Origin of the sequence: Spongiibacter sp. IMCC21906, assembly GCF_001010805.1 — a bacterium.
Lineage (GTDB): Bacteria > Pseudomonadota > Gammaproteobacteria > Pseudomonadales > Spongiibacteraceae > Spongiibacter.
Genome location: NZ_CP011477.1, coordinates 1,983,766 through 2,009,069 on the forward strand (window position 1 = coordinate 1,983,766; position 25,304 = coordinate 2,009,069).

A 25,304-nucleotide genomic window follows, 5' to 3' on the forward strand; every position below is an offset into this window, starting at 1 on the left:
TCAATTGATCCGGTGAGATTGTTTGCAGATTGTTGGAAAAATCTTGGTGGGTGGAGTCATTGCGCAATTTCCGCTACTCTTGCGCGCTCACTTTGGAAGACCCGGTACATGCGGCTTAGCGACTTTTATTTTGACCTTCCCCCCGAGCTGATTGCCAATCAGCCTGCAGCGCAGCGCGATGGCAGTCGCTTGTTGGTACTTGATGAGCACGGTGATATTGAACATCGTCAGTTTCCTGCGTTGCTGGAATATCTTCAGCCCGGCGATTTGCTGGTGTTTAACAATACCCGGGTGATTCCTGCGCGGGTGTTTGCGTGTAAAGAGACCGGCGGTCGAGTGGAGATTATGCTTGAGCGCATGCTGAATGAACACGAGGCGCTGGTTCAGCTTCGAGTGAGTAAGGCACCAAAACCGGGAGCGATGTTGCAGCTTTGCATGAATGCAGACAGCGATCCGGGTGACGAACAATTGGAAGTACTTGGCCGAGAAGGCAGTTTATTTCGTCTGCAAAGCCAGAGGCCTTTGTTAGAGATACTCGCTACTTGGGGACATATGCCGTTGCCGCCCTATATTGAGCGGGAAGATAACGAGACAGATAAAAGTCGTTATCAAACCGTTTATGCCAGCCGCGATGGTGCGGTGGCGGCGCCAACGGCGGGGCTGCATTTTACCGATGCCTTGTTGGCAGCTTGTCGAGATAGAGGGGTTGAAACTGCCTTTGTGACCTTGCACGTAGGAGCTGGAACTTTTCAACCGGTGCGCTGCGACGATATTCGCGAGCACCAGATGCACGCTGAGTGGATAGATGTAAACGAGGCTGTGTGCGAACAAGTGCGGGCCTGCCGGGCCAGAGGCGGCCGGGTGGTTGCGGTGGGAACCACCAGTGTGAGGAGCTTGGAATCAGCGTCTCAAACTGGCGTGATTCAGCCTTTTACGGGTGACAGTCAGATTTTTATTTATCCCGGTTATCAATTCCGCAGTGTAGATGCGATGGTAACCAACTTCCATCTTCCAGAATCTACCTTGATTATGCTGGTGTCGGCGTTTTCTGGGCAAGATGCCATTTTGAATGCTTATAAAGAAGCAGTCCAAGCGCGTTACCGTTTTTTTAGCTACGGTGATGCCATGTTGTTATTTCCCCACCAAGGGGCTGAAAAGAGCGAAGAATCATGACTGAATGTCGGATGGAGTTTAGCCGCTCCGGTGAAGACGGCTATGCCCGTCGAGGGTGTCTGAGTTTTCCTCGGGGACAGGTGCAAACTCCCGCGTTTATGCCGGTGGGTACCTACGGCACAGTAAAGGGCATGTTGCCACGAGATATTGAGGAAATTGGCGCCGAGATTATTCTGGGTAACACTTTTCATCTCATGCTTCGTCCCGGAACTGAGGTGGTCCAAGCCCACGGCGATCTGCATGATTTTACCGGCTGGAAAGGGCCGATATTGACGGACTCTGGCGGCTTTCAGGTGTGGAGTCTAGGCAAGCTGCGTAAAATTAGCGAAGAGGGGGTGTCTTTCCAGTCGCCGGTTAATGGCAGCAAGGTCTACCTGGACCCGGAAGCGTCGATGAACGTTCAGCGTAAGCTGGGTGCTGATATCGTGATGATTTTCGACGAGTGCACGCCGTACCCCGCCACCGAAAAGGAAGCGCGGGATTCTATGAGTTTGTCGTTGCGTTGGGCCGGGCGAAGCAAAGCGGCTCATGAGGGCAACGATGCGGCGTTGTTTGGCATTATTCAGGGTGGCATGTATCCCGAGCTGCGTAGAGAGTCTTTGCAGGGATTAACGGATATTGGCTTTGATGGCTACGCGATTGGTGGCTTGTCCGTTGGTGAGCCGAAGGAGGAGATGATTAAGGTGCTGGATGCTTTGGCAGATCATCTTCCTAAAGAGCGGCCTCGCTACTTAATGGGCGTGGGCACTCCCGGCGATATTTTAGAAGCAGTCATGCGTGGCGTGGATATGTTTGATTGTGTAATGCCCACCCGCAACGCCCGCAATGGTCACCTTTTCACCTCCACGGGGGTGATTAAAATTCGCAACGCCACTCATCGGCACAACGACCAACCCTTAGATGCGAATTGCGATTGCTATACCTGCCAGAATTTTTCTCGGGCCTATCTCCATCATCTGGATAAGTGTAAGGAGATTTTGGGAGCCCAGTTGAACACCATTCATAATTTACGCTTTTATCAAAATCACATGGCGGGCATCCGTAAGGCTATTGAGGAAAAGCGTTTGGCAGCTTTTGCCCAAGAATTTTACGATAGTCAACAAGCTCGATAATGACGCCCTGGTGATTTGGGCAAATCGCCCAGCTCAGCAGCAGTCATTGCCAGCTGCAATCAAATACTCCGGGCAAATATTGGGAGTCCGTTATGTACAAGCTCGTATTTTTTGTTCCTGAAGATCACGCTGAGGTGGTAAAAGCGGCGGTGTTTGCGGCAGGTGCGGGTCGGCAGGGCAATTATGATAGCTGCTGTTGGCAGTCTTCCGGTCGCGGGCAATTTCGACCGCTGGGTGGCAGTAAGCCCTTTATTGGTCAACAAGATCAGCTGGAAACCGTGGCAGAGCTGCGGATAGAAACAATCTGTGATCCCGCTTGTATGACGGCGGTTGTGGGCGCGCTGCGCAAAGCTCATCCCTACGAAGAACCCGCCTTTGATATTTTGCCATTGCTTGATGAAGCCAGCTTGAAAGGAGAGTAACCATGTTATATCAACTGGATGACCTGCAGATTCAGTTAGAAGGCCAGGGGCATTTTGTGGCCGAAAACGCGGCGGTGATTGGCAATGTGCTGCTGCAAGATAGCGTGAATATTTGGTTTAACGTGGTTATTCGTGGCGACAATGAGCTGATGACAATTGGTGCCCGGACCAATATTCAAGATGCTGCGGTGCTGCATAGCGATCCGGGTTTTCCGTTGACGATTGCAGAGGATGTCACCGTGGGCCATAAGGCCATGTTGCATGGCTGTAGTATTGGTGCCGGAAGCTTGATTGGTATTAATGCGGTGGTGTTAAACGGCGCCAAGGTTGGTAAGGGTTGCATTATTGGTGCGGGAGCGCTGGTGACTGAAGGCATGGAGATACCCGACGGCGCGATGGTAATGGGCGTGCCAGCCAAGGTGCGGCGCAATTTAAGCGATGAAGAGCGGCAGGGTTTGCTGGCTTCGGCAGCGCACTATGTCGAGAATGGCCAGCGTTATTTGAAGGGGCTAAAACGGCAATGGCAGTCGGAAGAGGGGTGAGCTAAATGGATAAAGCGGATGAGCCCGACACGGTTGAGCAAAAGATTGCCTCGCCCTGTATTTCGGTTTGCGCACTGGATGAAAACGATGTTTGCAGCGGGTGTTTTCGAGACCTCGAAGAAATCGCCCGCTGGTCATCTATGGATAACGAACAAAAGCGGGACGTGTTGCTGCTTTGTCGGGATCGGCGCAAGCAGCGTTTTGGTGATTTTGGCTTAGGATAGTTCGGCTTAGTTGTTCGGCCCTTGCTTTGCTGCAGGATAAGCGACTGTTTCGTGTTGAATTAAAGTCGCTCAGCGTTGTTCTGGCTTCGGGCGGTAAAGGCGCGCACTTTTTGAATTAAGTTGCCTTTCACTTCTGTAATTTCAAAACGGTAATGCTCAAATCTCACGCCTACCGAGGCTTCGGGGAAGGACTCCAGTTTTTCTAGTAGCAGGCCGTTCAGCGTTTTGGGGCCGTCGGTGGGCAGTTCCCATTTTAGTGCTTTGTTGATATCCCGAATTGTCGTGGTGCCATCAATAATATAGCTGCCATCTTGCTGATGAGTAATGTCGTCCGTATCGGTGCTGAGGTTGGAGGTGAACTCCCCGACGATTTCCTCCAGCAAATCTTCCAGGGTGACAATACCCTGCATAACACCGTATTCGTCCACCACAATACCCATGCGGCGTTTTTGTTGTTGAAAGTTAAATAGCTGCGTATTGAGTGGGGTGCCCTCTGGTATGAAGTAGGGGCTGCGCAGAGAATTTAATAGGGCGTCTCGTTGCACTTGCCCCATTTTGTTGACGCTGTTGATGATATCTCGCTGGTGGAGAATGCCGACAATATTGTCGATATCCCCTTGGTACACCGGAATTCGGGTGAATTCGGCATCTCGTAGCTTTTCAATGATAATGTCGGTTTCGGCATCGACGTCGATACCAAAGACCTCGTTGCGAGGGATCATAATATCCTCAACGGTGATCTGCTCCAGATCGAGGATATTCAGCAGCATGCCTTTGTGATGTTTGGGAATCAGGTGTCCGGCGTCGCCAACAATGGTGCGTAGCTCTTCGACCCCAATATGATCAGAGCCATCGCCTCGCTCCACGCCGGTCAGCCTCAATACAGCATGGGTGATGTGGCTGACCAGCCAAATTAGCGGTGTCAAAAACTTACGCAATGGCAGCAGTACGTGGCTAACCGTGTAAGCGACAAACTCTGATTTGTAGGCAGCGATGGTTTTGGGGATGATCTCGGCAAAAATCAAAAAAGCTAGGGTCAGTAAAATAGAGGCAGGGACCACCGCATTGTCGCCATATAGCCGAATGGCAATAACCGTCGCAATGGCGGCGGCTAAATTGTTGACCAGATTGTTGCCGATCAGAATAGTGCTGATCAGGCTGTCCGGATGTTCAAGAAGTTTTGCCGCCCGGCGGGCACCACGATGACCGGATTTGGCCCGGTGGCGGAGACGGTAGCGATTGAGAGACATCATCCCGGTTTCAGAACCCGAGAAAAAAGCCGACATTACGATTAGCGCAGCTAATACACTAAATAGTAGACCCAGCGGTGCTTCGTTCAAAAAGCCAATAACTCCCTAGTAAAATAAAACGCCCATCTTGAATAAAAAGGCAGGTGGGGACAAGCGCGAAGGTGCACGATGTGCAATGAGATTGGTTGCATTTAGCCAATTATCCATTGCAGCACGACTTGGGTACCGATGTAAGCCAGCATTAGGCTTGCGAAGGCCCAAAGTGTCCAGCGGATGGCGGTACGGCTGCGCCAGCCTAAAGTGGTCCGTCCCCAGAGCAGAATGGCAAACAACAGCCAAGCTAATACTGAAAACACGGTTTTGTGTACTAAATGCTGGGCAAACAAATCTTGTACATAAAGCGCACCGCTGCCAATAGCCAAGGTTAATAAGGCAAAACCGGCCCAAATTAATTCAAACAACATGGCTTCCATGGTTTGCAGTGGCGGCAGTACGCTGGTTAATCCCAGTAGGCGATGTTCTTTTAAGCGTTTGTCTTGTATGGCCAGCACCACCGCCTGGGCCGCCGCAACGGACAGTACACTGTAAGCCAAAATAGAGAAGATAATGTGACTGAATACGCCGGGACTGACGTGTTTCATTATTTCGTGATTCACCGGCAGGGTAATTTCGGCCAGCAAAAATAGGGTAGCAAGAGGGTATAGCGCCACCAGCAAGTTGTGAATCGGCCGCCGCAGGCTGGTGCTGAGTGTGACCAAGCAGATTACCCAGCTAATTAATGACAGGGTTTGCGGTAGGCCAAGGTCAATACCATTGGGCGTGTGAATAGCAGTAATAGCAGCCAGGGAGTGAGCGATCACCGCAAGCAATCCCACAAGGGTTGCCCCGACAGGGTTGTTCCGGTGCTTGATCTGCAAAACTTGCAGTCCGGTTGCGGCGCAATACAGCGTAATAGCCGCGATGCTCAGGTATACATTCATTCAGGTTTACTGGCCGTATTGTTGTCTTGCCGATATTTGGGTGTCATAACGCGCAACCGCATTGGGTCCCGCTGCCGACTCGGTTATACTGCTGCCCATTAGCGTGTCCGTCGGGTGCTGACGAGGCAGAGGCAGATTGTAAGCGCGATAGCGCAGAGCTGTCGACTCGTAGCCATAATTACCCGCGCCATATCCAGTTTGATTTAGAGATTTAAGAGAGCAAAGCATGTTTGATAGCTTGCAGGAACGTCTTTCCCAAACCTTGCGCCACGTCACCGGTCAGGCGCGATTGAGTGAAGACAATATAAAAGATGCCATGCGAGATGTGCGGATGGCCTTGTTGGAAGCCGACGTAGCCCTGCCCGTGGTCAAGGACTTTGTGGAAGCGGTGCGCAGTCGTGCGGTGGGGCAGGAGGTCAGCAAAAGCCTTAGTCCGGGGCAGATGTTTGTCAAAATTGTCCAGCAAGAGCTGGAAAACATCATGGGCCAAACCAATGAGTCTCTGAATCTTGCTGTGCAGCCTCCCGCTGTGATTTTAATGGCGGGCCTGCAAGGGGCGGGTAAAACCACCTCGGTGGCAAAGCTCGCCAAATACCTAAAAGAAAAACAGAAGAAAAAAGTATTGGTGGTGTCTGCCGATATTTATCGACCTGCTGCGATCAAGCAGCTGGAAACGGTAGCCAATGAGGTCGGGGCCGCGTTTTTTCCTAGCACCATTGAGCAAAAGCCGGTGGATATTGCCAATGGCGCTATTGCTGAAGCCAAGCTGAAGTTTTATGACGTGGTGATTGTGGATACGGCCGGTCGCCTTCATATCGACGCGGATATGATGGATGAGATTAAGCAGTTGCACGCGGCGATCAATCCGGTAGAAACCCTGTTTGTGGTCGATGCTATGACCGGGCAGGATGCAGCGAATACCGCGAAGGCGTTTAATGAGGCATTACCGCTTACCGGGGTGATTTTGACCAAAGCTGATGCTGACAGTCGCGGTGGTGCGGCTCTGTCTGTTCGCCATATTACGGGCAAGCCGATTAAGTTTATTGGTACCGGTGAAAAAACCGATGCTTTAGACCCTTTCTATCCCGATAGGATTGCCTCCCGAATTTTAGGGATGGGGGATATTCTTTCTCTGATTGACGAGGCCGAAGCCAAGCTCGATAAGCAGAAAGCAGAAAAGCTCGCCAAAAAAATCAAGAAAGGTAAAAAGTTTGACCTGGAGGACCTCCGGGACCAGTTGCAACAAATGCAGCAAATGGGTGGGCTTGGCGGTTTGATGGATAAATTGCCAGGCATGGGTAATATGTCGCAAATGGCCCAGGGTCAGCTAGATAGCAAAATGTTTACCCGTATGGAGGCAATTATTAACTCCATGACTCCGGCTGAACGTCGCAACCCCGATGTTCTTAACGGCTCTCGCAAACGCCGTATTACAGTGGGTTCTGGTACTGAAATTCAAGATTTGAACCGCCTGCTAAAACAGCACAAGCAGATGGCCAAAATGATGAAAAAGATGGGCCAAAAGGGTGGTATGACCAATATGATGCGAGGCATGGGGGGAATGATGCCTCCGGGTGGTGGACGTTTTCCCGGCATGTAATGCACGCTGATAGTAGGGAGTCGGCGGACTTGAGTCGTCGGCTTTCCTTAAAAAGCAATTAGATCGTAAGCGGTTTTTTAGCAGAAAAGTTAAAGTTATTTCTGCATACTTGATGCAAGAATTTGATTTTAAAGGCTTAAAAATATTCAACGAGCTTTTTTGAGTTGGCGGCTACCTTCGTGACTTAAATCCCGCGCCGAAAGGCTAATAAAAAAGCGCCTAAGTGTTTCAAACGCCACGTATTTCCCTTATAATGCCGCGCCTTTACGGCCACGTATATTTAGTCGTGGTCATGCCAATTTTTTAGCAGCAAGCTCAAGGGCTTGTCGTAAACCATAGGAAATGAAACAAGAATGGTCACTATTCGTTTGTCTCGCGGCGGTTCTAAGAAGCGCCCATTTTATCACCTGACAGTTACCGATAGCCGTAATTCACGTGATGGCCGCTTCATCGAGCGCGTAGGCTTCTTTAACCCTATCGCCCGTGGCCAGGAAGAGCGTCTGCGTGTTGAAGAGGCTCGTGTTGAGCATTGGCTTGCTCAAGGTGCTCAGCTTTCTGATCGCGTTGCTCAGCTTTTGAAAGAACACAAGAAAGAAGCAGCTGCAGCAGCGTAAGCGATGACAGCATCCCCCGAACAATATGTGGTGGTGGCTAAAATCACCACGGTTTACGGGGTTAAAGGATGGGTAAAAGTACATTCATTTACTGATCCTTTAGAGAATTTTTTAGATTTTGACCGCTGTTTTTATAAGCGGGGAGAGTGTTGGTTGGCACTGGATATTGAACAGAGCCGGCGGCACGGCAAAGGTATTGTCCTCGCCATTGATGGTGTTGATGACCGGGATAAAGCCCAAGCTTATTGCGGTATTGAATTGGCGATTCCAAGTGCGGATTTGCCAACTCTGGAAAGCGGTGAGTTTTACTGGCACCAGTTGATCGGCTTGAAAGTATTTAGCAAGCGCGACGAGTTACTGCTGCTGGGTGAGGTCAGCGATATGCTGGAGACGGGAGCCAACGACGTTATGATCGTAAAGCCCTGTCATGGCAGCATCGATGACCAACAAAGACTGGTTCCCTATCTGCCTGAGCAGTTTATAGAGCAGATTGATTTGAACGCAGGCGAGATCATTGTTGACTGGGATCCTGATTTTTAAGGCTCGGTCCCAGTAAATTGCTTCAAGTATTGCAGCTGATATTTGTAGTAAAGGTTTAATTAGGAGGCGGGTCATGGATATTGCTGTCGTGACGCTGTTTCCAGAGATGTTTGACGCCGTCAGCAAATATGGCGTGACGGGCAGAGCGGTAAAAAACGGGGCCCTCAGTATTCAGTGCTGCAACCCCAGACAATTTACTGCTGATCGTCATCAGACCGTGGATGACCGACCCTATGGCGGTGGCCCGGGTATGGTGATGATGGCACCCCCTTTGGCAGAAGCGGTTGCTTCGGCAAAAGAGAGTGTAGGTGGCAACGCCAAGGTGATTTATTTGTCACCCCAGGGCCAACCGTTAACCCAGTCGAAACTGGAGCAGTTGGCGGAGCAGTCAGCGCTAGTGATGCTAGCCGGACGCTACGAAGGGGTTGATGAGCGACTGATCTCCGAAGTGGTCGATGAAGAGTTGTCGATTGGAGATTATGTGTTAAGTGGCGGCGAGTTGGCGGCCATGGTGGTAATAGATGGCTTGAGTCGTTTGTTACCGGGGGTGTTAGGTCACCCCTTGTCGGCGGAGCAAGACTCCTTTGCTGATGGATTATTGGATTGCCCGCACTATACGCGGCCTGAGCAATTTCGAGACTTGCCAGTGCCAAAGGTGTTAACCAGTGGCAATCATGAAGCTATACGACGCTGGCGTTTAAAACAATCGCTGGGTCGAACCTGGCAAAGACGCCCAGACCTGCTGGATAAGCAGGATTTGAGTGAAGAGCAAAAACAATTGCTGGCGGAATACATCCGCGAGTGTAACGATTAACAGACAAGTTAGCTGTGAAGCTACAGACTTATATTTAGGAGCAGGCCATGAGCAGCACCAACAAAATTATCGCTGAGCTGGAAGCGGAGCAAACCGCTAAGGAACTACCGGAATTCGGCCCCGGCGACACTGTTGTCGTTCAGGTAAAAGTTAAAGAAGGTACTCGTGAGCGTTTGCAGGCCTTCGAAGGTGTTGTTCTGGGTGTGCGTAATCGCGCTCTTAACTCGGCTTTCACTGTTCGCAAAATTTCCCATGGTGTGGGTGTTGAGCGTACTTTTCAAACCTACAGCCCATTGATTGACAGCATTCAAGTTAAGCGACGTGGTGATGTACGTCAGGCAAAACTGTATTACTTGCGTGAGCGTAGCGGTCGTTCTGCACGTATTAAAGAAAAGCTGGCTACCAAGAGCTAAGTTTTTCTGCGGACTTCGGTCCGCATCAATGCTCCCAGAAAAGGCAGCCCTAGGGCTGCCTTTTTGCGTTGTGTTAAGTTCAAGCTGGACGGAGTCAGTGGTATAAGTTTTAAGGGAATGGCTAGCGGTGACAGGGGCGCAGAGTTTCTCATGGTTATATTTTGTGGAAGGGTGTTGCCGAATCAATGCTGAACGCTCCGGGGGTTATAAGCTTGCAGCTATACTGGCTAAAATGATCGCCGAGCTTCTGGTGTCAGCTTGGACACTACGCTAAGGTAGCTAGAATTTACTGAGCCGGTCATGGCTATGAGTAAGGTGGGGAAGGCTAAGCGTGTATAGGTCTTTTTCTACAGCGCTGAAACTAGTCGACAGCGGCAATATCCAAGATAAATAACCATGATGTTATGGAGAGAGTTTTGAACAAGCCTAAAACCAAATTGTTATCTCGCAGCCTTGCAGTCGCATTCAGTGTCATGGTTGGCCTTTCTTCTGCTTGTGCAGAAAAGCAGGGTGACCAGAAGGTGGAGGCTACTGCTCCTAAGTCGACGGCAGAAAATTCGACATCTGCAGAAGAGGCTATTCGCGCCCGTTTTAAAGACAGTCGCCCGGACGTTGCTATTGCGTCAGTAGTGCCCAGTGAAATTGCTGGCATTTACCATGTTCAGTTAGAAAACGGTCCTGCTGTATATGCTTCGGCTGACGGTAAGCACTTCTTATTAGGCGATCTGTTTGCGGTGACCGGTAACGGCTTTGAGAATTTGGCTGAGAATCGCCGTAACAGCGAACGACAGTCGTTAATGAGTCAGGTCGCCGATAAAGACATGATTATTTTTAGCCCTGAGGGTAAAACCAAAGGTGCTGTCTATGTCTTTACCGATGTGGATTGCGGTTACTGTCAAAAACTTCATCAGGAAGTGCCTGAGCTCAATGCTATGGGTATTGAGGTGCGTTACCTTGCTTATCCCCGGGCGGGATTAGGCACGCCAACCTTTAATAAAATGGTGTCAGCCTGGTGCGCAGATGATCGCAAGGCAGCAATGACTGCTTTAAAAAATCGTAAGCCTGTTGTCAGTAAAAGCTGTGAAAACCCCATTGCGGCAGAATTCAGATTGGGTGCCCAGGTGGGTGTCACCGGTACCCCGGCAATAGTGACTACGAGTGGGCAGCTTATTCCCGGTTATATGCCTGCCGATAAACTCGCAGAAATCGTTTTGAAAGCTGAGTCTTAATACGTGTCTCACTGCGAGAGTGATCCTCGCAGTGATGGCTTTAAGGCCCCAGCTTGACTAAAATGTTCGCTTTTTCCCGGCAATGACCATCTGGTCACCGCCGGGATATCATTTTACCCCTCAGAGAAATAAAAGGAGCGGCCGTCGTGGATCCGGTCAAAGTAGGAATTTGTGGTTTTGGCACTGTCGGTAGCGGCACCTATGCCGTACTAACTCGTAACGCAGCAGAAATTGCTGCTCGTGTGGGTGCCGAAATTGTCGTCACAGAAATTGGCGCCCGACGCGGTCGTCCCGATAGTGATATCGGTGATACAGCGGTGAATACCGATGTTTTTGCGGTAGTCGATAATCCAGAAATTGACATTATTGTAGAGCTGATTGGTGGCACCAGTGCGGCGATGGACTTAGTTATGCGTGCGATTGCCAATGGCAAACACGTGGTGACAGCCAATAAGGCCTTGATTGCCGAGCACGGTAATGAAATTTTTGCCGCCGCCGCTGAAAAAGGGGTGTCGGTTGCCTTTGAGGCTGCAGTAGCCGGTGGTATCCCCATTATCAAGGCGCTACGCGAGGGCTTGGCGGGTAACCGTATTCAGTGGCTGGCCGGTATTATCAATGGCACGGGCAACTTTATCCTGTCTGAAATGCGGGAAAAAGGTCGTGACTTTGGCGATGTACTGGCCGAAGCCCAGGCTTTAGGTTATGCCGAAGCGGATCCTACTTTTGATGTAGAAGGCATTGATGCCGCGCATAAGCTGGTTATTCTGGCGTCATTGGCCTTCGGTATTCCTTTGCAGTTCGATAAGGTTTACACCGAAGGCATTAGCCGTATCTCCCAAGAAGATGTGACCTACGCGGAAGAGTTGGGATATCGTATTAAACACTTGGGGATTGCCCGGAATACTGACAACGGTATTGAACTGCGGGTGCATCCAACACTGATCCCAGAAAAGCGCCTGATTGCCAATGTTAATGGGGTGATGAATGCGGTGTTGGTTCAGTCTGATGCGGTTGGCCCAACGCTGTACTACGGCGCTGGTGCTGGTAGTGAACCTACTGCCTCTGCGGTTGTAGCGGATATTGTCGATGTCGCCCGCACCTTGGGTGCCAGTCAGGAAAGTCGTGTGCCGTATCTGTCATTTCGCCAGTCATCATTAAGTAATCATCCGGTCTTGCCTATCGATGAGGTAGAAACAGCGTATTATCTGCGAATGGCGGCAGTCGATCGCCCAGGGGTTTTGTCTCGGGTCGCACAAATTCTCAGCGATGAGGGGATTAGTATTGAAGCCCTTATTCAGAAAGAGCCACCAGAAGAGGCGAATTTAGTGCCGATGATTATTCTCACTAATCGCACGATCGAGGGGCGTTTGTCCGCAGCGGTAGCACAAATTGAAGGACTCGAGAGCATTGTTGGCGAAGTCACCCGAATTCGGGTTGAGTCGCTCGCGGGCTAAACGGGTTTTTTATAAAAACGGATTGATGGGAGCCTGTGCTCCCGTATTTTATTAATAGACGAGTTAAACAGTGAAATACATCAGCACCCGGGGCAAAGCGCCCGCATTGAATTTTGAAGACGTTCTGCTGACTGGGCTGGCTCCAGATGGTGGCTTATATGTGCCAGAGACTTTGCCAGAATTCAGCAAAGCGCAGATAGCGGCGTGGTCGTCATTGTCGTACACCGACTTGGCCTTTGAAATTATTCAGCCTTTTGTGGCCGGTAGCATCCCCGATGCTGATTTAAAATCGATTATCGAAGACAGCTACGTGGATTTTCGTCATCCTGCCATTGCCCCATTGGTGCAGCTGGGTAAAAACGAGTGGGTGTTGGAGTTATTTCAAGGGCCAACCCTGGCCTTTAAAGATTTTGCACTGCAAATGTTAGGTCGCTTGCTGGACTATGTATTGGAAAAGCGCCAACAGAAAGTGGTGGTAATGGGGGCGACCTCTGGCGATACCGGTTCGGCGGCGATTCAAGGTGTCAAGCGCTGCGCTAACGTGGATATTTTCATCCTGCATCCCTATCAGCGTGTCTCAGAAGTTCAACGTCGGCAGATGACCACGGTCAAAGGCGATAATATCCACAATATTGCCCTTAAAGGTCATTTTGATCACTGTCAGGCAATGGTCAAGGCGAGTTTTGCTGACCAAAGCTTTTTGCCTGAAGGCCGCCAACTGGCTGCAGTAAACTCAATTAACTGGGCGCGGATCATGGCCCAGATCGTCTATTATTTTTACGCGGCGTATGCATTGGGCGCACCAGATCGCAAAGTCAGCTTCTCGGTGCCCACCGGTAATTTTGGTGATATCTATGCAGGTTATTTAGCTAAGCGTATGGGCTTGCCGATTGAGCAGCTGGTTGTAGCCACCAACCAGAACGATATTTTGCATCGCTTTATCAGCAGCAATCAGTTTGAAAAACACGAGCTTCAACACACTTTGTCGCCGAGCATGGATATTGTGGTGTCGAGTAATTTTGAGCGTATGTTATTTGACTGCTTTGATCGTGATGGTGCTGCTATAGACGATTTGATGCAGCGCATGAATACCGAGACGGCGTCTATTCCCGCCTCTGCCTTCGATAAAGTGCGGGAGTTGTTTGCCAGCTACAGTGTGAATGACGAAGAGACCGTATCGACTATCGCCTCTGTCTATGAAGCCAGCGAATACTTGCTCGACCCCCATTCTGCTATCGGTGTAAAGGCCGCGAGAGAATGCTGGCAAGATCGCAGTATTCCTATGGTGACACTGGCGACAGCCCATCCGGCGAAATTCCCCGAAGCGGTGATGAAGGCGGGGTATCCGTCGGCGCCAACATTGCCTCTGCACATGGCTGATCTTTTCGATTTAGATGAGCGTTACGAAGTGCTGGATAATGATATTGCTGCCGTCCAGCAGTTTATGGCGAAAAACATTCGGGCCTAATGTGACCCGATTTCCTCGTATTGTTAGTCGAAGTCAGGCTACTCGAAGCCTGCAAGCTCAGGGCGGCATTTCCAGCGAAGCTGTAGAAATGCCCGCCGCTCTTGATCTTTCCTCGCCGTTGTTGGCCCAGCTTTATGTAAACCGCGGTGTGCGCGATAACGCGGAGCTGGCTTTAAGCCTGGATGCCTTGCCGGCACCAATAATGAAAGGTCTGCCGGAAGCCGCAGCCATTATTGCCAGTGCCATTGCTGAGCAACAGCGACTATTGATTGTCGGTGACTTTGACTGCGACGGGGCAACCAGTACTTGCTTGGCTATGCTTGGCTTGACCGCGCTGGGCGCATCCCATGTCGATTTTCTGGTGCCTAATCGTTTTGAATACGGTTACGGCTTGAGTCCCGAGATTGTCGCGGTAGCGGCTCAACGCCAGCCCGACCTGATTATTACGGTCGACAATGGTATTTCTAGTATTGAAGGGGTTGCTGCCGCCAATGCATTAGGCATCCCGGTGGTGGTAACCGATCATCATCTGCCGGGTGATGAACTGCCAGCAGCGGCGGCTATTGTTAATCCTAATCAGCCTGACTGCCCGTTTGCCGACAAATCCCTGGCAGGCGTTGGGGTGATGTTTTATTTGCTGCTGGCGCTGCGCAAGCTGATGAGAGAGCAGGGCGCGTTTGATTGCAAACCGGCGCCAAATCTGGCGGAATTTTTAGACTTGGTGGCGCTGGGCACCGTGGCCGATGTGGTACCCCTGAGTCATGCTAATCGTATTTTGGTGGATCAAGGTCTGCGCCGCATTCGCGCGGGGCGATGTCGGCCAGGCATTGCGGCGTTGCTCAAAGTGGCAGGACGCGAGCCCTCACGGCTTGTTGCCAGTGATATGGGCTTTGCTGTGGGGCCGAGGCTTAATGCGGCAGGGCGGTTGGATGATATGACCGTCGGGATTCGTTGCCTGCTGGAAGATTCGCCCCAGTTGGCACTAAGCATGGCGGCGGAGCTGGATGATTTAAACAAAGAACGCCGCAGTATTGAACAGAGCATGAAAGACGAGGCCTTTAGAGCGCTATCGCACCTGAATCTGGACGACGCTGAATTGCCGGCAGGTATTTGCTTGTTTGAGCCCTCGTGGCATCAAGGTGTGGTGGGTATTTTGGCCTCGCGGGTGAAGGATCAGTTTCATCGGCCGGTGATTGCCTTTGCCGAAGCTGACGATGAGGAAATTAAAGGCTCTGCTAGATCCATTCCCGGTCTGCATATGCGAGATACCTTGGACTTAATCGCCAAGAAATATCCCAAAATGCTGCGCAAATTTGGTGGCCACGCTATGGCGGCGGGCTTAAGCCTTGCTCGAAGGGACTTTGAGGCCTTTAAGCAGGCCTTTGCCGAGTCAGTGGCTGCCCAGCTTACTGATGATCAGCTGGAAGCCGTGGTGCACAGTGACGGCGAGCTGAGTGGCGATGCGTTGTCATTAAGCAATGCCGAGTTACTGCGCAATGCGGGTCCTTGGGGACAAGCATTTCCCGAACCGCTTTTTCATGGCCGCTTCCGCCTTCAGCAGCAGCGTGTGGTGGGGGAGAAGCATCTGAAAATGCTGTTGCTGCCAGAGCAGGGCGATCAGCCCTTAATCGACGCAATTGCTTTTAATGTCGATACGCAAATTTGGCCAGATAATGGCATCGAGTTGGTGGAGTTGGTTTACAAACTTGATAGCAATCTCTGGCGTGACCGCTTGTCACTGCAGTTGCTTGTTGAGCATCTGCGACCGTTATAAGACGCAATCTCTGTTCAGCTCGCTTTCCGCCACCTCTCCCATCAGGTAAAATGCCCGCCTTTTACAGACAGGCCCGGAATCGCATCCATGTTAGAAATCAATGCCCTGCGCAATGCCCTCAAGGACATGACCGAGCGTACCAATACGCTCAGGGGGTATCTTTGACTACGCCAATAAGAAGGAGCGTTTAACCGAGGTAGAGCTAGAGCTAGGCGACCCAACAGTATGGGACGATCCCGCTCGCGCTCAAGACTTGGGTAAAGAGCGGGCCAATCTTGAAGCCGTGGTCGGTTCCATTGACGAGCTGGATGCTGGGGTTGCCGATGCCGACGAGCTATTGCAAATGGCAGCGGAAGAAAACGATGAAGAAACCTTTGCGGTCTTGCAAGGCGATGTCGATAAGCTAGAAGCGGTATTGGCCAAGCTTGAATTCCGGCGGATGTTCTCGGGTGAAATGGACCCTAATAACTGCTACCTCGATATTCAATCCGGTTCTGGCGGCACCGAGGCGCAAGACTGGGCCAATATGGTGTTGCGCATGTATTTGCGCTGGTGCGAGGGTAAAGGGTTTAAAGCCGATCTGGTCGAAGTTTCTGACGGCGAGGTTGCGGGTATTAAAAGTGCCACCATTCATGTTCAAGGTGAATACGCCTACGGTTGGCTGAGAACAGAAACGGGTGTACACCGCTTGGTACGCAAATCACCTTTCGATTCAGGCAATCGCCGTCACACCTCATTTTGTTCGATTTTTGCCTCACCGGAAATCGACGACAATATTGAGATTGATATCGATCCCTCAGACGTGCGCACCGACACTTATCGGGCCAGTGGTGCGGGTGGTCAGCATATTAACAAAACCGACTCGGCGGTTCGTTTGACCCACGGGCCGACTAATATTGTGGTGCAGTGTCAGAGCGAGCGCTCTCAGCACCAAAACCGAGACAACGCTTGGAAAATGCTGAAAGCCAAGCTGTATGAATTAGAAATGCAAAAGCGCAGCAGTGCCGCCCAAGCCTTGGAAGATAGTAAGTCTGATATTGGCTGGGGCAGTCAAATTCGCAGTTACGTACTGGATGACCAGCGAATTAAGGATTTGCGCACCAATGTTCAAACCAGCAACTGTAATACCGTTTTGGACGGCGATTTAGATATGTTTATTGAGGCCAGCCTGAAGTTTGGCTTGTAGTCAGGTCTTGTCGCTTAAGCTGACGTACGGATAAACAACACACTGATTTTATTTCTGGTCCAGTACAACACTGGCTCCGACCCAAGGAACAACAATGTCTGACAATCAAAACCAGCCGCAAGCCGCACAGGAAGAAAACCGTCTCATCGCAGAGCGTCGCGGTAAGCTGGCTGCCATTCGCGAAAAGCGCAATCCATTTCCCAATGATTTCCGTCGGGATGCCTATGCTCAAGACTTGCAGGAAGAGCTCGGTGATAAGGAAAAACCCGCGCTGGAAGTTCTTGACCGCAAAGCTAAAGTGGCGGGTCGGATTATGGCGAAACGGGGGCCATTCTTGGTGTTGCAGGACATGAGCGGCCGTATCCAAGCCTATGTTGACAAAAAGCAGCTGCCAGCAGAATTAACAGAAGAAATTAAGCACTGGGATATTGGCGATATTGTTTTTGCCTCTGGTCCCGTTCATAAGTCCGGTAAAGGTGATCTCTATGTCTATATAGAAGAAGCGGGCTTGTTGACCAAATCGCTGCGGCCGTTGCCCGATAAATTCCACGGTTTGCAAGATCAAGAAATGCGCTACCGCCAGCGTTATGTCGACCTGATAATGAACGAGCAATCCCGTCGGACCTTTGCTATCCGTTCAAAAATGATCAGCAGTATTCGCAACTATCTTCAGCAGCGCGATTATGTCGAAGTCGAAACGCCAATGATGCAGGTGATTCCTGGCGGTGCCACGGCCAGGCCGTTTGTTACGCATCACAATGCACTGAATATGGATATGTATTTGCGTATTGCGCCCGAGTTATATCTCAAGCGTTTGGTGGTGGGCGGTTTTGAACGGGTGTTTGAAATTAACCGTAACTTCCGCAATGAAGGTTTATCGACCAGGCACAACCCTGAGTTCACCATGATCGAATTTTATCAGGCCTATGCGGATTACAATGACCTGATGAATTTAACCGAGGACATGTTGCGCAGTGTGGCCCAAGAAGTGCTGGGAACAACGACGATCAACTATCAGGGTAGCGAATATGATTTTGGTCAGCCTTTTGCGCGCTTATCGGTGTTTGATGCCTGCTTGAAATACAACCCAGAGCTCACTGCTGAGCAGTTGTCTGACAAAGATCAAGCCACGGCGTTTGCGAAAAAGCTGGGGATTGATGTAAAAAGCATTTGGGGCTTGGGGAAAGTTCAAATCGAGATTTTTGAAGAAACCGCCGAGCATAAGCTGGATCAGCCCACGTTTATTACCGAATACCCAACCGAAGTATCGCCGCTGGCGCGCCGCAGCGATAGCGACCCTTTTGTTACCGAGCGGTTTGAGTTTTTTGTAGGTGGTCGCGAATTGGCCAATGGCTTCTCGGAGCTGAATGATGCCGAAGATCAGGCTGAACGCTTTATGGCCCAAGTGGCAGAAAAAGACGCTGGCGATGATGAAGCCATGCACTACGACGCCGATTTTATCGCTGCGCTGGAATACGGCTTACCGCCCACTGCCGGGGAAGGGATTGGGATTGATCGCTTGGTGATGTTATTTACCGATTCGCCGTCTATTCGCGATGTTTTATTGTTCCCGCATATGCGTCCTCAAGAAAGCTAAATACGGGTCGCTGCCGACCTGGGTCGGCAGCGACGTGGTTTTTTTGTCTCTGCTTTTTAGTACTGCGACATAGTCTTTTCTGAACTTCTCACATCTCGATAAACTCAAACTGGACAATCACTTAAGTCACTGTACTATAGTGCCGAGCCAACCTTGTCGATAGTTATCTTGCAAGGCAGGGGCGAACGTAGCGAGTGTCAGCAGCAATATTGTTCAGGAGAAAGCTTGATGAGTATCGAAAATGTGGACTTGTTTGACGGTCTCTCGCCCGGTGAATTGCAAATTCTTCGGGACACCAGCGTTCTTCGTGAATTTGCCAAAAACACAGTTCTGATTCATGAGGGTGATACTGCCGACTCCCTTTACGTTATTGAAACGGGGCGGGTGAAAGTTTATTGCAGTGATAAAAGCGGCAAGGACTTTGTGTTGAACATTCTTGAGTCTGGCGATTATTTTGGTGAACTGGCATTGCTGGATGATGACCGCCGTTCGGCGTCTGTACGCGCAATGGAATCTACCCATGTGCGAATTATCTACAAAGAAGATTTTAAATCGATTTTGGATTTGCACCCCAATATCACTCGAATTCTGAATAAAAACCTGACACGGCGTATTCGTAAGCTGACCAACGATGTTAAAAGTTTGGCTTTGCAAGACGTTTATGGACGAGTGGTCAAAGTGCTGACTGGATTGGCGTCACCCTTTGGTGATGAAGGTCAAATGCGGATTGAAGAAAAACTGACCCAGCAAGAAATTGCCGATCGGGTTGGTTCATCTAGAGAAATGGTGGCCAGAATACTGAAAGACCTCACCATTGGCGAATACGTTGAAGTAGAAGGTCGGCATATTATTTTGCGGAAGAAACTACCCGAGAGTTACTAGTGCGTTGTTTAGCCCGGTTTACATTGTTTGCCGCCCTAACTGGGCTTTGGGCCTGTAGTGCGATAGATAAGCAGCCAGACGCTGATAGTGCCTTGGTGCAAGAACCCGCTTTTCCGACGCTGTCGGTTTTTTTGAAAAAACCAACGGAATCTTTATTTGAGTCCTGTACCAACTTCGATAAAGAATCTTTGCTTCATCACTGTCAGCTCAACCCCATAGGCTTATCAACGATTACTGACAGCGTGGCCGAAAAGAAATTTTTTACGCAAGTGTTGGCCGCCGATGATGCCCAGCCTTACCGCTTATTTATTTCTACCGCCGTTTTTCATCAAGAAGACGCTGGCGAAATAGGAAATACCGCCATTTCAAGTGCCACTCTGTTTTTGGTGCCGTTAGTACAAAATCAATTGCTGGCGGCAGAGGCCGATCTGTTTTGGCATGGTCAGCATCTTAAACATTTCAGCTATGAGTTACCCATCAAACGCAAAGTGTCGTTGTTTTCACTTAACCAGGATTTTAAAGGGGAGATGGCCGCGCAGATTGCCGAGGCTTTAGGGCAGGACCTTTTCGCTAACGACGATATGTTTACCGCCCAGTATTTAGGTCGCGCCATGGGGGCCAGCGATTATCAAGCTGCACTGGCATTGCCTGACGCGGTGGGCCCGTTTCAACGCGGGCCGTCGCGGCAATTTCACCACCCATTTTTGGGCGTGCAATATCGCTACCTGCGCCAATCTGAATATCAGGATTACGCCGATGTCTTTGTTTATCCAATAAGAGCGGCAACTAATTTTGCCAGCGATGAGGCGATGCGTGCCGAAGTCGATAATATCAAGCAAGAGATTATTGAGGTCAGCAAAAAAGACGAGCTGTCCGAACTGAGTTTTAGTGATGTTTCTGACTTTAATGCCGAATCGGTTACCCGGGCGGTGTCATTTTATGCTGACTATTCCGACGCCCTTGATAACCACTACCGTTCCCGGGTGTATTTAGCGGTGAAGGGCGATAAGTTTGTCAAAATCCGGCATACCGTTTTAGAGAGCGATCCGGTTGCGGAGACCTTGAAGCTGTTTAGCCAACAGCTGTTTGCGGAAGTCAGTGTGCCGGATGAATCACGCTTTATGAGCCGCATTCGAGAGGAGTGGCGGCAGAAGCATGCTGCGGAATAATACTTTCGAGTGCTGATAACGGCAGACCCTTCATTATCCTAGCCCGCATCTCACACTGCTTCAGTCTTGAATCTTTTGCACCACCAATTCGGCACGGCCTTTGGCAAAACGGGCGGAGACTTTTTGCTGCGCGCTTATTGTTTTGGTATCCCGTACTGCTTGGCCTTCTGAGTCCAGCACAATGGCATAACCTCGTTGTAGCGTTTGCTCTGGTCCCAGTGTTTGCAATTGCTGTTGTAAATACGAATGGCGGCGCTTAGCCGATTGCAGCGTTTGTGGCCACGCCTGCAGCAGTCTGCTTTGCAATGATACTAAATCGCGCTTTTTCTGCCCCAGCTGCCGTTGTGGGCTGAGTAGTGCCAATTGTTTTTCAAGTGCCGCTAGTTGCTGTTTTCGTTGCAGCTGTCTCTGCCGCCATTGACCTTGCAAGCGCAATTCCAAATCGTCTAGGCGCTGGCTTTGTTCGCGCAACTGGCTGCGAGGATCTTTAAGCCGGGCGCGTAGCTCTAAACAGCGTTGGCGCCATTGTGAGAGTCGACGGTTTTGAGCGGCAATCAAGCGCCCCCCCAATAAATTCAAATTGGATAGCAGGGTTTGTTGATCGGGACTTAGCAATTCGGCAGCGGCAGAGGGGGTTGGCGCCCTCACGTCAGCGACAAAATCGCTAATGCTAAAATCGACCTCGTGGCCCACGGCGCTAATCACCGGTAGGTGGGAAGCGCGAATTGCCTGGGCGACAATGCGTTCATTAAACGGCCACAAGTCTTCCAGCGAACCGCCACCCCGGCTAAGCAGCACAACATCAAAATCGCTTGCTGCAGATTGCACCCAGCGGTTTGCGGTGGCAATGGCCTCGGCTATTTGCCCGGCAGCTTGCTTGCCCTGAACCATCACCGGCAAAATACTCACCTTCATGGCGGGCCAGCGGCGTTGTAACACCGCTAAAATATCTTGAATGGCGGCGCCAGTGGGGGAGGTGACCACGGCAATATGCTGAATTTGGCTGGGCAGTGCCTGTTTGTTTTCGGCATCAAACCACCCCGCTTCTTTCAGCTCTTGTTTTAATTGCTCAAAGGCGGCTGCCAGCGCCCCGGCACCGGCGATGTCCATCGAGTCGACAATCAGCTGGTAATCGCCCCGGCCCTCATAAAGACTCACCTTGCCCCGCACAGTGACCTGTTGGCCGGGTTCGGGTTGAAAATTCACCCGCATATTGCGGTTTTTAAAAAACGCGCAGCGAATTTGTGCGCGCTGATCTTTGAGAGTGAAGTACCAGTGGCCAGAACTGGGGCGGGAGAGGGTAGAGAGCTCGCCACTGACTTGCACTTGGGCAAAACAATCTTCTAATAGCTGTTTGGCCAGGCGATTAAGCTGGCTGACTGATAAGGTGTCTGGGGGCGTGGCTGAGTTCATCGCGGCATTGTAGCACCCATACTCACTATCGCTCATCTTTGATATTGCAAACTCCAACGCCCCCGATCTCGGGGCTTACTGATTTTAAAGGGAAAGTATCGGTTTACTCAGCAGTCTGCATCACTTAAAATTGCGAGGATTCAGGTGGCCTGACAGGCGTCAAACTTCCCGTTAGGGCACCAGCCACCGGCATTGGAATCATCTATGTTACGCATCTCTCAGGAAGCACTCACCTTTGACGACGTTTTGCTGCTTCCCGGCTACTCAGAAGTCACCGCCAAAGACGTCAGTCTGAAAACCAAGCTGTCTCGCAATATCTCTCTGAATATTCCGCTGCTGTCTGCTGCTATGGACACGGTGACCGAAAGCTCTCTGGCCATTGCCTTGGCCCAAGAAGGCGGTATCGGCATCATTCATAAAAGTATGACGGTTGAGCAACAAGCTCAAGAAGTGCGCGCGGTCAAAAAGCATGAGAGTGGGGTGGTTAAAGACCCTATTACCATCGATGCCAGTGCGCCGGTTAGCGAGCTGTTTGAATTACGCCGCCGCCATAAAATTTCTGGTGTGCCGGTGATGCAAAATGGTGACCTAGTGGGGATCGTCACTAGCCGCGACGTGCGCTTTCAAGAGCGTATGGACGTACCGGTTTCTAGCATAATGACCCCCAAAGACAAGTTGGTTACCGTCAAAGAAGGCGATGACATGTCCGTGGCCCGTGAGCTGCTGCACAAGCATCGTATTGAAAAACTGCTGGTGGTAAACGACAGCTTTGATTTGGTGGGCATGATCACTGTCAAAGACATGAATAACGCCCAAACGTATCCACTGGCTTGTAAAGACAGCTCCGGCCAATTACGCGTAGGGGCTTCGGTTGGCACCAGCGCCGATACTGATGCGCGGGTAGCGGCGTTGGTAGAAGCCGGTGTGGATGTGTTGGTCGTGGACACTGCCCACGGGCATTCCATGAACGTGATCAATCGCGTTGCCTGGATTAAAAAGCATTACCCTCAGGTTGATGTCATTGGTGGCAATATCGCTACTGGCGAAGCGGCATTGGCCTTGTTGGAAGCGGGCGCAGATGCCGTAAAAGTCGGTATTGGTCCCGGTTCTATTTGTACCACCCGAATTGTTACCGGTATTGGCGTGCCGCAAATCAGTGCCATTGCCAATGTCGCCGCTGCCTTAAAAGACAGTGGTTTGCCGCTGATTGCCGATGGCGGTATTCGTTTTAGCGGAGATTTAAGCAAGGCCATGGCCGCCGGTGCCCACGCAGTAATGATGGGCTCTATGTTTGCCGGTACCGAAGAGGCGCCGGGTGAAGTGGAGTTGTTCCAGGGCCGGACCTATAAATCTTACCGGGGTATGGGCAGCTTGGGCGCGATGACTAAAACCCAAGGCTCCAGTGATCGCTACTTTCAAAGCGCAGAAGACGGCGCTGAAAAATTGGTGCCAGAAGGTATTGAAGGGCGCGTGCCTTACAAAGGACCGTTGGCTGCGATCGTTCACCAGTTAATGGGTGGTTTACGTAGCGCCATGGGGTATACCGGCAGCATTGATATCGAAACCATGCGCAGCAAACCTCAATTCGTGAGGGTAACCAGCGCGGGCATGAACGAAAGCCATGTTCACGATGTGAGCATCACCAAAGAAGCGCCAAACTACCCAACCTGATTTGCCTAATTGGTTAAATCAACCTCATTCCTGTAACCGGTACCTTTGTGCCGGTTTGCTATTTGTAGAGAGAGCTCCGTGTCCATTCCTGATATTCATGCCCACCGTATTCTGATTCTCGATTTTGGCTCCCAATACACACAACTGATTGCCCGCCGGATTCGGGAAATTGGCGTGTATTGCGAGATTCGTGCGTTTGATATTAGCGATGAAGATTTTGACGAATTTAAGCCCTCCGGCGTGATTTTGGCGGGTGGCCCCGAGTCGGTGACAGAGCTAGGTTCACCACGGGCACCTGAAAAAGTGTTTTCAGCAAATATCCCCGTATTGGGTATTTGCTACGGCATGCAAACAATGGCCGAGCAGCTTGGGGGTAAAGTAGAGGGGTCACCGATTCATGAGTTTGGTTACGCCCAAATTCGTTTAGAAACACCAAGCTCACTTACCGAAGATATTGCTGATCATATCGACAGTGACACTGGTGCCGCGCTGTTGGATGTGTGGATGAGCCACGGCGACAAGGTTATTACCTTGCCAACAGGCTTTGAAGTTTTGGCCTCAACACCATCTTGCCCTATTGCGGCAATGCAGTGCGAAGATCGCAAGTTTTACGGCGTTCAGTTTCACCCAGAGGTGACCCACACTCTGCAGGGCAAGCGTATTCTTGAACATTTTGCGTACAAGCTCTGCGGTTGTGAAGGCTTATGGACCGCAGAAAATATCATCAACGATGGTATTGAAAAGGTCCGGGAGCAAGTGGGTTCGCAAAAAGTATTGCTGGGTTTATCCGGTGGTGTCGACAGCTCTGTTGTCGCGGCCTTGTTGCATAAAGCTATTGGCGATCAGCTTACCTGTGTGTTTGTGGACAATGGCCTGCTTCGTAAAAACGAAGGCGACCAGGTGATGGACATGTTTGCTAAAAACATGGGCGTTAAAGTAATTCGAGTGGATGCCGAAGAATTATTTCTTGATAAATTAGGCGGCGAATCCGATCCCGAGAAAAAACGCAAAATCATTGGCAATACGTTTATCGACGTGTTTGATGACGAAGCCACAAAGCTGAAAGACGTGAACTTCTTGGCCCAGGGCACGATCTATCCCGATGTTATCGAATCGGCGGCAGCTAAAACCGGCAAGGCCCATGTCATAAAATCCCACCACAATGTGGGCGGCCTGCCCGAAACGATGAAAATGGCGCTGGTCGAACCGCTGCGCGAGCTGTTTAAAGACGAGGTTCGCAAGATCGGCCTGGAGCTGGGCCTGCCCTACGATATGGTCTACCGTCATCCTTTTCCCGGTCCGGGCTTGGGCGTGCGGATTCTTGGCGAGATCAAGAAAGATTATGCGGATATTCTCCGTGAAGCTGATGCAATTTTCATTGAAGAACTGCGCGCCGCCGATTGGTATCACAAGACCAGTCAAGCGTTTGCCGTTTTTCTGCCGGTGAAGTCAGTTGGTGTAGTGGGGGATGCTCGTCGCTACGAATATGTTATTGCTTTACGTGCAGTTGAAACCATCGACTTTATGACCGCGCGCTGGGCGCATCTGCCCTATGAATTGTTAGAGACAGTTTCTAATCGAATAATAAATGAAATTACCCAGGTTTCTCGGGTGACTTATGATGTCTCCAGCAAACCCCCTGCGACTATAGAGTGGGAGTAGTCGTGTGATTTCAGCCGTTGGCACTACATAAAAAATGTTTAATTTTGCCGCTAAAATGAAAAGTTAGTTGTTGTTGGCTTTTCAGTGAAAGGTTGTTGAAAACCTCTAATTCAAC

Annotated in this window: 24 protein-coding genes; 20 read left to right on the forward strand and 4 right to left on the reverse strand. The window is 50.6% G+C overall.

The window, feature by feature from the left end:
- Positions 1–108: 108 nt before the first annotated feature.
- From queA to IMCC21906_RS09165, 5 genes are all read left to right on the forward strand, one after another.
- On the forward strand, positions 109–1,173 hold the full coding sequence (gene queA / locus IMCC21906_RS09145) for a tRNA preQ1(34) S-adenosylmethionine ribosyltransferase-isomerase QueA (protein WP_047011911.1): 1,065 nt from the start codon (positions 109–111) through the stop codon (positions 1,171–1,173).
- Positions 1,167–2,285 (forward strand): tRNA guanosine(34) transglycosylase Tgt, encoded by a 1,119-nt coding sequence (gene tgt, locus IMCC21906_RS09150; RefSeq protein ID WP_369795839.1) that lies wholly within the window; start codon positions 1,167–1,169, stop codon positions 2,283–2,285. Before queA ends, tgt begins: the two co-directional genes overlap by 7 nt.
- Before the next feature lie 92 nt (positions 2,286–2,377).
- The gene (locus IMCC21906_RS09155) at positions 2,378–2,707 is read left to right on the forward strand and encodes a YqfO family protein (RefSeq protein WP_047011912.1); all 330 of its coding nucleotides are present in this window, start codon (positions 2,378–2,380) and stop codon (positions 2,705–2,707) included.
- 2 nt (positions 2,708–2,709) lie between these two features.
- Entirely contained in the window at positions 2,710–3,249 is a 540-nt protein-coding gene (locus IMCC21906_RS09160; protein ID WP_047011913.1) for a gamma carbonic anhydrase family protein, read from the forward strand.
- 5 nt (positions 3,250–3,254) lie between these two features.
- Positions 3,255–3,473 (forward strand): DUF1289 domain-containing protein, encoded by a 219-nt coding sequence (locus IMCC21906_RS09165; RefSeq protein ID WP_047011914.1) that lies wholly within the window; start codon positions 3,255–3,257, stop codon positions 3,471–3,473.
- A gap of 59 nt (positions 3,474–3,532) precedes the next feature.
- On the opposite strand, the gene IMCC21906_RS09170 is transcribed toward IMCC21906_RS09165, so the two are convergent.
- From IMCC21906_RS09170 to IMCC21906_RS16985, 3 genes are all read right to left on the reverse strand, one after another.
- The gene (locus IMCC21906_RS09170; RefSeq protein ID WP_047011915.1) at positions 3,533–4,813 is read right to left on the reverse strand and encodes an HlyC/CorC family transporter; all 1,281 of its coding nucleotides are present in this window, start codon (positions 4,811–4,813) and stop codon (positions 3,533–3,535) included.
- A 101-nt stretch (positions 4,814–4,914) separates the two neighbouring features.
- Complete coding sequence (locus tag IMCC21906_RS09175; protein ID WP_047011916.1) at positions 4,915–5,703, reverse strand: inner membrane protein YpjD; 789 nt, start codon at positions 5,701–5,703, stop codon at positions 4,915–4,917.
- 6 nt (positions 5,704–5,709) lie between these two features.
- A complete protein-coding gene (locus IMCC21906_RS16985) occupies positions 5,710–5,931 on the reverse strand; it encodes a hypothetical protein (RefSeq protein WP_197085885.1) in 222 nt (73 codons plus the stop codon).
- On the opposite strand from IMCC21906_RS16985, the gene ffh reads away from it, so the two are divergent.
- The 13 genes from ffh (at position 5,930) to IMCC21906_RS09240 (ending at position 20,443) form a co-directional block, all read left to right on the forward strand.
- Positions 5,930–7,303, forward strand: a complete 1,374-nt coding sequence (gene ffh, locus IMCC21906_RS09180) for a signal recognition particle protein (protein WP_047011917.1) — start codon at positions 5,930–5,932, stop codon at positions 7,301–7,303. The two genes, IMCC21906_RS16985 and ffh, sit on opposite strands and share 2 nt — an antisense overlap.
- Before the next feature lie 353 nt (positions 7,304–7,656).
- A complete protein-coding gene (rpsP, locus tag IMCC21906_RS09185; RefSeq protein ID WP_047011918.1) occupies positions 7,657–7,917 on the forward strand; it encodes a 30S ribosomal protein S16 in 261 nt (86 codons plus the stop codon).
- 3 nt (positions 7,918–7,920) lie between these two features.
- Entirely contained in the window at positions 7,921–8,457 is a 537-nt protein-coding gene (rimM, locus tag IMCC21906_RS09190) for a ribosome maturation factor RimM (protein ID WP_047011919.1), read from the forward strand.
- A 73-nt stretch (positions 8,458–8,530) separates the two neighbouring features.
- Positions 8,531–9,271 carry a tRNA (guanosine(37)-N1)-methyltransferase TrmD gene (trmD, locus tag IMCC21906_RS09195; RefSeq protein ID WP_047011920.1) on the forward strand — a complete coding sequence of 247 codons (741 nt, stop codon included), beginning with the start codon at positions 8,531–8,533 and terminating at the stop codon, positions 9,269–9,271.
- A gap of 47 nt (positions 9,272–9,318) precedes the next feature.
- Positions 9,319–9,684 (forward strand): 50S ribosomal protein L19, encoded by a 366-nt coding sequence (rplS, locus tag IMCC21906_RS09200; RefSeq protein WP_047011921.1) that lies wholly within the window; start codon positions 9,319–9,321, stop codon positions 9,682–9,684.
- A gap of 416 nt (positions 9,685–10,100) precedes the next feature.
- Positions 10,101–10,913, forward strand: coding sequence for a DsbC family protein (locus tag IMCC21906_RS09205; protein WP_231580243.1), 813 nt, complete (start codon positions 10,101–10,103; stop codon positions 10,911–10,913).
- Positions 10,914–11,059: 146 nt separating this feature from the next.
- Positions 11,060–12,367 carry a homoserine dehydrogenase gene (locus tag IMCC21906_RS09210; RefSeq protein ID WP_047011923.1) on the forward strand — a complete coding sequence of 436 codons (1,308 nt, stop codon included), beginning with the start codon at positions 11,060–11,062 and terminating at the stop codon, positions 12,365–12,367.
- Positions 12,368–12,437: 70 nt separating this feature from the next.
- Positions 12,438–13,835 (forward strand): threonine synthase, encoded by a 1,398-nt coding sequence (gene thrC, locus IMCC21906_RS09215; RefSeq protein WP_047011924.1) that lies wholly within the window; start codon positions 12,438–12,440, stop codon positions 13,833–13,835.
- A 1-nt stretch (position 13,836) separates the two neighbouring features.
- On the forward strand, positions 13,837–15,609 hold the full coding sequence (gene recJ / locus IMCC21906_RS09220; protein WP_369795749.1) for a single-stranded-DNA-specific exonuclease RecJ: 1,773 nt from the start codon (positions 13,837–13,839) through the stop codon (positions 15,607–15,609).
- 87 nt (positions 15,610–15,696) lie between these two features.
- Positions 15,697–16,795, forward strand: a protein-coding gene (prfB, locus tag IMCC21906_RS09225; RefSeq protein ID WP_156166024.1) for a peptide chain release factor 2 whose coding sequence is annotated in 2 segments (ribosomal slippage) — positions 15,697–15,771 and positions 15,773–16,795 — 1,098 coding nt in all. Because the reading frame shifts where the segments join, the coding sequence is not laid out codon by codon here.
- Positions 16,796–16,889: 94 nt separating this feature from the next.
- Positions 16,890–18,392 (forward strand): lysine--tRNA ligase, encoded by a 1,503-nt coding sequence (lysS, locus tag IMCC21906_RS09230; protein ID WP_047011926.1) that lies wholly within the window; start codon positions 16,890–16,892, stop codon positions 18,390–18,392.
- Between the two features lie 228 nt (positions 18,393–18,620).
- Positions 18,621–19,274, forward strand: a complete 654-nt coding sequence (locus IMCC21906_RS09235; RefSeq protein ID WP_047011927.1) for a Crp/Fnr family transcriptional regulator — start codon at positions 18,621–18,623, stop codon at positions 19,272–19,274.
- Positions 19,274–20,443 (forward strand): hypothetical protein, encoded by a 1,170-nt coding sequence (locus IMCC21906_RS09240; protein ID WP_047011928.1) that lies wholly within the window; start codon positions 19,274–19,276, stop codon positions 20,441–20,443. Before IMCC21906_RS09235 ends, IMCC21906_RS09240 begins: the two co-directional genes overlap by 1 nt.
- Before the next feature lie 60 nt (positions 20,444–20,503).
- On the opposite strand, the gene xseA is transcribed toward IMCC21906_RS09240, so the two are convergent.
- Entirely contained in the window at positions 20,504–21,892 is a 1,389-nt protein-coding gene (xseA, locus tag IMCC21906_RS09245) for an exodeoxyribonuclease VII large subunit (RefSeq protein WP_231580244.1), read from the reverse strand.
- Positions 21,893–22,060: 168 nt separating this feature from the next.
- On the opposite strand from xseA, the gene guaB reads away from it, so the two are divergent.
- Both guaB and guaA read left to right on the forward strand, forming a co-directional pair.
- Positions 22,061–23,527 carry an IMP dehydrogenase gene (gene guaB, locus IMCC21906_RS09250; protein ID WP_047011929.1) on the forward strand — a complete coding sequence of 489 codons (1,467 nt, stop codon included), beginning with the start codon at positions 22,061–22,063 and terminating at the stop codon, positions 23,525–23,527.
- A gap of 78 nt (positions 23,528–23,605) precedes the next feature.
- Positions 23,606–25,189 (forward strand): glutamine-hydrolyzing GMP synthase, encoded by a 1,584-nt coding sequence (gene guaA, locus IMCC21906_RS09255; protein ID WP_197085886.1) that lies wholly within the window; start codon positions 23,606–23,608, stop codon positions 25,187–25,189.
- Positions 25,190–25,304: the final 115 nt, after the last annotated feature.

What these genes read in the sequence shown, in the direction of transcription:
- queA (WP_047011911.1), top strand. Translation starts at nt 109, where the DNA reads ATGCGGCTTAGCGACTTTTATTTTGACCTTCCCCCCGAGCTGATTGCC.
- IMCC21906_RS09155 (WP_047011912.1), top strand. Translation starts at nt 2,378, where the DNA reads ATGTACAAGCTCGTATTTTTTGTTCCTGAAGATCACGCTGAGGTGGTA.
- IMCC21906_RS09160 (WP_047011913.1), top strand. Translation starts at nt 2,710, where the DNA reads ATGTTATATCAACTGGATGACCTGCAGATTCAGTTAGAAGGCCAGGGG.
- IMCC21906_RS09165 (WP_047011914.1), top strand. Translation starts at nt 3,255, where the DNA reads ATGGATAAAGCGGATGAGCCCGACACGGTTGAGCAAAAGATTGCCTCG.
- IMCC21906_RS09175 (WP_047011916.1), bottom strand. Translation starts at nt 5,703, where the DNA reads ATGAATGTATACCTGAGCATCGCGGCTATTACGCTGTATTGCGCCGCA.
- ffh (WP_047011917.1), top strand. Translation starts at nt 5,930, where the DNA reads ATGTTTGATAGCTTGCAGGAACGTCTTTCCCAAACCTTGCGCCACGTC.
- IMCC21906_RS16985 (WP_197085885.1), bottom strand. Translation starts at nt 5,931, where the DNA reads ATGCTTTGCTCTCTTAAATCTCTAAATCAAACTGGATATGGCGCGGGT.
- rpsP (WP_047011918.1), top strand. Translation starts at nt 7,657, where the DNA reads ATGGTCACTATTCGTTTGTCTCGCGGCGGTTCTAAGAAGCGCCCATTT.
- rimM (WP_047011919.1), top strand. Translation starts at nt 7,921, where the DNA reads ATGACAGCATCCCCCGAACAATATGTGGTGGTGGCTAAAATCACCACG.
- trmD (WP_047011920.1), top strand. Translation starts at nt 8,531, where the DNA reads ATGGATATTGCTGTCGTGACGCTGTTTCCAGAGATGTTTGACGCCGTC.
- rplS (WP_047011921.1), top strand. Translation starts at nt 9,319, where the DNA reads ATGAGCAGCACCAACAAAATTATCGCTGAGCTGGAAGCGGAGCAAACC.
- lysS (WP_047011926.1), top strand. Translation starts at nt 16,890, where the DNA reads ATGTCTGACAATCAAAACCAGCCGCAAGCCGCACAGGAAGAAAACCGT.
- IMCC21906_RS09235 (WP_047011927.1), top strand. Translation starts at nt 18,621, where the DNA reads ATGAGTATCGAAAATGTGGACTTGTTTGACGGTCTCTCGCCCGGTGAA.
- xseA (WP_231580244.1), bottom strand. Translation starts at nt 21,892, where the DNA reads ATGAGCGATAGTGAGTATGGGTGCTACAATGCCGCGATGAACTCAGCC.
- guaB (WP_047011929.1), top strand. Translation starts at nt 22,061, where the DNA reads ATGTTACGCATCTCTCAGGAAGCACTCACCTTTGACGACGTTTTGCTG.